The 7,551-nt window shown below is 46.0% G+C and carries 1 protein-coding gene; it reads left to right on the top strand.

Annotated features, from left to right (window positions below; genetic code table 11):
• Position 1 precedes the first annotated feature (1 nt).
• Positions 2-7,528 carry an Ig-like domain-containing protein gene (locus IM753_RS09225; RefSeq protein WP_194109150.1) on the top strand — a complete coding sequence of 2,509 codons (7,527 nt, stop codon included), beginning with the start codon at positions 2-4 and terminating at the stop codon, positions 7,526-7,528.
• Positions 7,529-7,551: the final 23 nt, after the last annotated feature.

Genomic DNA, 7,551 nt, shown 5'->3' on the forward strand with positions numbered 1-7,551 from the left:
TATGAAATCTATCAGTGTAAAAGTTAATGACAGCGTTCAGACCATTGCCGAAGCAAAGGTCATCACCAAAGACGGTCAACCCACCATCATCAAAGCCAATCGTAATGCCAACTACGAGCTTATCAACGATGCCACAGGTCGTGGTCCTGACCACATCGTCACCAAGCGTGTTGGTAAAGATTTGCATGTCTCTTTTGAAGAGAATGCCGAAGAGTCCGACCTAATCATCGAAAACTTCTATGATTATGACAAATCAGCACTCATCGGACAAGCCGAAAGCGGTCAATACCACTACTATGTACCAGATACAGGTCTAACTCAGGACTATGTTACCGAGCTTGTCATCGGTGACATCGAAGGTCAAGCCCTAGGCGGTCAAGGCTATCCTGCGCCATGGTGGATTGGTGCAGAAGAAGGCAGTCGCTTTGGCATCATGCCATGGCTTGTGGGCATCGCAGGTATTGCTGCGGTAGGTGCATTGGCTGGCGACGACAATGACAACACCAAAGCACCTGTGGCTGACACACAAACACCAACACCACAGCCAAAACCTTTACCTGTAGAACTAAAAATCGGTCCTTCTCAAAACCCTACCGATGCCAAACTGTCTATTGTGTTGTCAGAAGGTGCTGAAAAAATTTCTATCAATCTGCCAGGACTTACCCCTATCGAAACCACCGTTGATGCCTTAAAAGCACTTGATACAAATCCAGCAAGTAACACCTATGATATTAGTATCAATCAGCTTGTCAGCCCAGGTCTTGGCAATTACAGTCTAAGTTTGGTAGACTACCAAAAAGTCATCGACAACATCAAAAATGGTCAAGCAGTCGAAGTAACCGCCAAAAAAGAAGGCTTTACAGATGGCAAAGCCGATGACGCAGTTACCCAAACCCCTGATGTTGACACTGTTAACAAAGATGGCGATAACTTTGCGACAATCAATCCAAAGCCTAACACTACAAATGCAAGCGAAGTGACTGTAAGCTATACACCAAGCAGTGGCAACGCCAACCCACAAACCATCACCGCCACCAAAGTTGGCGATCAATGGCAAGCAACAACAGGCAACACGTCCATTACCACCGCCGACACAACCAAGGCACCAACCGACAAACCATCGATTGACCCTGTAACTGGCGTTATCAGTATACCAACCAGCTTGGTTAATACCTCACAGTACACCCCTGTAACCGCACAGGTTACCAAAACCACCGACAATAAACCCTCATTGCAAAACAATGTGGACTTACCAGATACCCCATCGGTTAATATTCCAACCATTAACAGTGGTGAAACAGACTATCCTATCACTGTCACACCAGGCAACGACAACACCTCGATTGTTACAAGCTACACCGATGAAGCAGGTAAACCACAGACCATCACCGTTACCAAAAACCCAGATGGTAGTTACAGTGCCACACAAGACGGCAAACCAGTCAAAACCACGCCAACAGATGGCAATACCCCTTGGGTTAATGACAAAAATGGCACATTAACCCTACCCAAAGATTCGGTTGACAACAACAAACCCGTCACCACCGTCGGCAAAACAGACAATGGCTCAGCACAAGACGCCACAAATCCTGCCAACACACCAAAAGTGGTCGCTAATAAACCAACAGTTACCCAAACAGGTTTGCCACAACAGGCTGACATTGTCGCAACCCCAGGTGAGGGCAACACCAAAACAAGTACTACCTACACTGACGAACAAGGTAATACTAAGACCATCACCGCAACTTATGACCCTGCTACCAACACTTGGACAGCAAAAAATCCAAACGATCCTACCAAAGATTTGCCAACTGCACCTACTGCAGACGGCAAAACACCCTATGTTGACTCAACAACAGGTGCAATCACTTTCCCACCTGCTTCTGTTGATAACACCAAGCCTGTTACAATGGTGGGTGAAAAAGAAGGTAGTACGCCAACAATCGCCACAGCAAGCCCAGCTCAAAGCCCAGACGTGGCAGTAAAACCGCCTGTCACAGGTCAAAAAGATGGGGATATTGTTGCAACACCAGGTGATGGCAACACCCAAACTCAAACCACTTATACCCCAGAAGGGTCTAACAAGCCTATCACGATCACTGCCACTAGGTATACCAATAACGATGGTGTGCCAGACACTTGGGTCGCCAAAAATCCAAACGATCCTACCAAAGATTTGCCGACCACCAACACGGACGGCAAAACACCTTATATCGATCCAAAAACAGGTGCAATCACTTTCCCACCTGCTTCTGTTGATAACGCCAAGCCTGTTGCAATGGTAGGTGAAAAAGAAGGTAGCATTCCATCTGTTGACACAATCGACTTGACGGACAAAGCAGCACCCATTATCGAAAACATTAAAGTGGATGTAGCGGTCAATGGTGCAGGCGATAAAATTGTCTTGACATATGATGAGCCTTTGGATGTCAATAATCCACCCCCTGCCACAAGTTTTACAGTTACCGTAGATGGTAAAAAGGTTATACCAACCGTCGAGGTTAGTGGTAATGCAGTTATACTTAACGTACCAACACCGATCTTAAAAGACCAAGAGGTTAAGGTCGCCTATAACAAGCCAGCTGACACCAAAGACAACAAGGCCATTCAGGACCAAGCAGGTAACGATGCTGATAGCCTCACCTCAACACCTGCCAAAAATAACAGCACCATGGTAGACACCGACAAAGACGGTATACCTGACAGCCAAGACGATGATGACGACAACGATGGCGTAACCGATGCTGATGAAAAACTTGTCGGCACAGACCCAACCAACCCAACCAGTGATGGTAACACCCCAGATGGCAAGCTTGACAGCGATGGTGATGGTATCAGTAATGACGATGAATCGGTTACCAAAGCCGAAGATCCAACAGCCACTAACACCGACAAGCCCACCGATAAAGACGGTGATGGTAAACCTGATATTGCAACCGCTAAAGTGCCTACCAAACCTGCGACTGCTCCTGATATGACAGATGCAACAGACACAGGTGTTAGCAACAGTGACAATATTACAACCAACAAAACCCCATCATTTAGTGTACCAAAACCAACCGATGGCGAACCTGTATTGGTAATTAATGGCAAGGTTGTTGAAAGTACATCCACGCCTGATCCAAAAAATCCAAACAATGTTATCTTAACACCAAAACAGCCACTGTCCGAAGGTGTAAGTCAAATCGCAACAGCCACCAAAAAGAGCAGTCAAGTCAGCGACCCAAGCGAGCCTGTTGTGGTCACTGTTGACACCACAGCACCGACAGGCACTACCGCCACCCTTGACCCTGCGTCTGACACAGGTGTCAAAGGCGATAACATCACTAGCGACACCACGCCTACTATCAAAGGTAAGGGCAATGCAGGCGATACCGTTATCGTAACTTTCCCTGCCCAAGACGGTGGCAAACCTGAAGTAGTGAAGGTAAAAGTTGATGAAAAAGGTGAGTGGAGCGCAACGCCTACCAAAGAGCTTAAAGATGGCGCAAACACCATTAGCGTCAGCGTTAAAGACCCTGCAGGCAATGTGGGCGTGGTAAATCCTGCGGTTATCACGATAAACACCACCAAGCCTACCGCCACCGCCACCCTTGATCCTAATTCTGATTCAGGCGATAAAGGCGATGGTATCACCAACAACACCATGCCAAAAATTACAGGTAAAGGTAAAGAAGGCGATACTATCAAAGTAACCTTCCCTTCAAAAGATGGCACGCCTGAAGAAAAAACAGTTACCGTAGGCAAAGGCGGTACATGGGAAGTTGTGCCCACTAAGGCGCTCAAAGAAGGCGAAAACCAAATTGGCGTGGAAGTTACCGACAAGACCACAGGCACTAAGACCGATTTGCCAGTGGTGAAGGTAACCGTGGACACCACAGCACCGACAGGCACTACCGCCACCCTTGACCCTGCGTCTGACACAGGTGTCAAAGGCGATAACATCACTAGCGACACCACGCCTACTATCAAAGGTAAGGGCAATGCAGGCGATACCGTTATCGTAACTTTCCCTGCCCAAGACGGTGGCAAACCTGAAGTAGTGAAGGTAAAAGTTGATGAAAAAGGTGAGTGGAGCGCAACGCCTACCAAAGAGCTTAAAGATGGCGCAAACACCATTAGCGTCAGCGTTAAAGACCCTGCAGGCAATGTGGGCGTGGTAAATCCTGCTACCGTAAGCGTAAATGTGGACACCACCGCACCTACCGCACCAACACCGGTTGCCAATAGCGATGGTAGTGTAACGGCGGACTTGCCAAAAGATCCACAAGATGGCGACACAGTAACCATCTCGTACACGCCAGAGCAGGGCGCTAACAAAACAGCGACCTTAAAATACGATGGCGCTACCAAAACTTGGAAACCAGACCCTGCCAATGGCGATGTACAAGTGGTAGATGGCAAGGCAACTTTGCCTGCCGATAAGGTCAAAGACAATTCTTTAGTTAAGGTAAGCGCTGCCGATAAAGCAGGCAACGAAAGCCCTGCCATGCCTGCCACCACCGTATCTGCCAAGGCGCCAGCAAGTGCAGGCGTGCAAAATGATGGCGTGGTAGATAACACAGGCAAAACCGCTGTGGACGAGGGTCAAACCATCTCTACCAAAGTAACCTTGACTAATGCCAATGGCAACCCTGCCTTGAAACTAGAATATACAGGCACGGCAGATGCAGCTGATATCGGCACGCCTACATTTAAAGATTATGATGAGACCAAAGGCAAGATTACTTATGATTCTGTCAATGGTACTATCAATGTGCCAAAAGGGGTGGATAGCTTTACTATCGATACGCCAATTAACGCAGATGGCAAGACCGAAACCGCCGAAAACATTAAGGTGAAAGTGGGCGGTGTAGATGCAAATCAACTCATTACCATTAACGACACTTCTAAGGGCGCTGCCACTATCGATAACAGCGCCAATGATGGCGTGAAAACCAAACCTGCATCAGAGGGTGGTAATTTAGTAACCACCGTCAAACTAGTGGCAGGTGCGCAAACCGAGCTTGCAATCAAACGCACAGGCACTGCCAGCAATGATGACTTTGATGCACCGAAGTTTAGCGATGGCGTAAAACTATCGACAGATGGCACCAAACTAACCGTGCCTGCAGGTGTAACCGAGTTTACCATCACTACCCCTGTCAAGACCGACAATCTAAGCGAAGGCAATGAAACGGTCAAATACACCGTAGGCGGCGTGGACGGTAATGAAGCGACCATCACCGATACCACACCTGCTTTGGCGGTGCAATCTATTACCAATGCCAATGCAGCCACTACAGTGGCAGAAGGCCAATCTATCCAGACCACGGTTACCCTAAATCGTGCATCTGATAAACAGACCGAGCTTGATTACAATCAAAACCTTGCTGGTGCAAATGCCGATGACTTTGACAAGGTAGAATTTAACAATGGCGTAAAACTATCGCAAGATGGTACTAAACTTATCGTGCCTGTAGGTGTAACCGAGTTTACCATCACCACCACAGTGAAGGCGGATAATGCGACCGAAGCCGCCGCCGAAAGCTTTAACTACACTGTGGGCGGTGAAACTAGCGGCACGGTAACCATCAACGACACCTCCAAAAAGCCAGCACCGACCCAGATTAGCAGCTTAATCATAAATGATGATGATGGCACAGGCAGTGAGGTAGGAATAGATGGGCAATATACAGGCAATATCTCCAATGGTGCGGTAACCAATGACACCACACCAACACTGACCATCACCTTAAATCAGGCGTTACAAACCAACGAAACTTTGCAATTGGTGCGCTATATTAAAGACCCAGTAACCAACAATCTAACTATAGACCGTGTTCTTGATAAGAGTGGGCTTAAGAAAAATGCCACTGATGATAAGGTATACACGCTTGAAGATGACTTGCAGTCAGTTACTACTGCTGGCACTGACTATGTGTACAAGGCTCGTGTTTTTGATAGCAATACCAAAGAAGAGTTTGCTGAAAAAACAGAGAGTATGCGCCTAGATACTGTTGCCGAGCAAGCGGTTGTAACTAGTTACGATCCAAAAACTCATATCTTGAAGGGGGTTAGCAAGGAAATTGGCGGCACTATCTTTGTTAGTAAAGATGGTAATGGCAAGTACAGTAGTGCTCCTAAGGCTGTTGTGGCCGAAAATGGTGAGTGGACAATGCAACTTGAAGGTAACGACATCCCTAAAGACCAAAATAGTGTCAATAATATTTACTGGAGCAGGAGAGATAAAAATGATATACCTGTAGCTATCAGTATGATTGACAAAGCTGGTAATCAACCAAAATCAATCATTAGTGATCTTTATGCATTTTATAATAATGAATATGCTGATGGAAGTGGTCGGGAAGGAAGTTTCTCCGCAGCAGACACGCCCATAAGCTCTACAGGCAAGCAGATGCCAAGTGGGGCGGGCAATGAAAGAAGGGGTGATATAGATAATAACAAAACGAAAAATTATCTTACTTCTTGGGATGATTCTGATGTCGATAATCAAACAATTTACGCCAGACAAATTACCACTTATGATACGAAACAAAGAAATGCTTTTGATGTGAGTATGGGTAAGGGGGATGATGCACTTTATGTTGCAGGTGATGTTACCTCCAATATCCGCATTGATATGGGCGATGGCAATGACTATTTGTATACGGGAGGTGAGTTTGGTACAGGTCATGGAGGTGTAAACACAATTTTGCACATGGGTGCTGGTAATGACACGGTGAAGATTGAGAAAAATTCATATATCACCACAATGACATTGGGCGATGGCAATGATGATTTGCGCATGGGCGGTCAACTTGGAAACTATAGCACTATCGATGCAGGGAATGGCAATGACCATGTGCATATTTCTGGACACAAGAATAACATTGCTGTGAATGCCCATTCTAAGATTGACATGGGCGATGGTAATGATACCTTGGTGATTGGTTACAATATATCTACCGATTCTACGATTAACTTGGGTGCAGGCAATGATGCATTCCATTATGGTTATGGCAGACTTGATGGTAAGGTGGATGGTGGTGAAGGCACTGATGTACTTCGTGTATTCAATACTGCCAACCAAAATGTAGTTATCAGCTCTGATAATATTACCAACTTTGAGCGTGTAGATATAACTGGTGAAAAACATTATGTCAACACATTTAGGGCGACAGATAAGCTATTTGTAAACAATAATTTTGCCGAGCATGGTGTAAATAAAGATATGCTATTAGATGGCGATACTGCAAATAGCAAATTAGAGCTATTAGACTCTAGTTTTTGGAACAAAGTTTCCACAAGTCTTGCCGATGCCAACGGTAATGCAGTTGCAAAGAAAGCAGAAGATATGTTTACTCTTGATGATGGGCGTACTGTGAAGGGTACAGTAGTTAATGGCGACACCAAGTACTACTATACCAATCAAGAAGGTGATATTACAGGTGAGCGTTATGAGGGTAATATCTACAATGTCTATACCACAACAAGCGATGCGCATAATCGACTGTTAGTGGACCTTGATGTTCAGGTTATATTATAATCTCACCAAAAAAACCGCTTCCA

This window comes from Moraxella sp. K127 (assembly GCF_015223095.1).
Taxonomy (GTDB): Bacteria; Pseudomonadota; Gammaproteobacteria; order Pseudomonadales; family Moraxellaceae; genus Moraxella.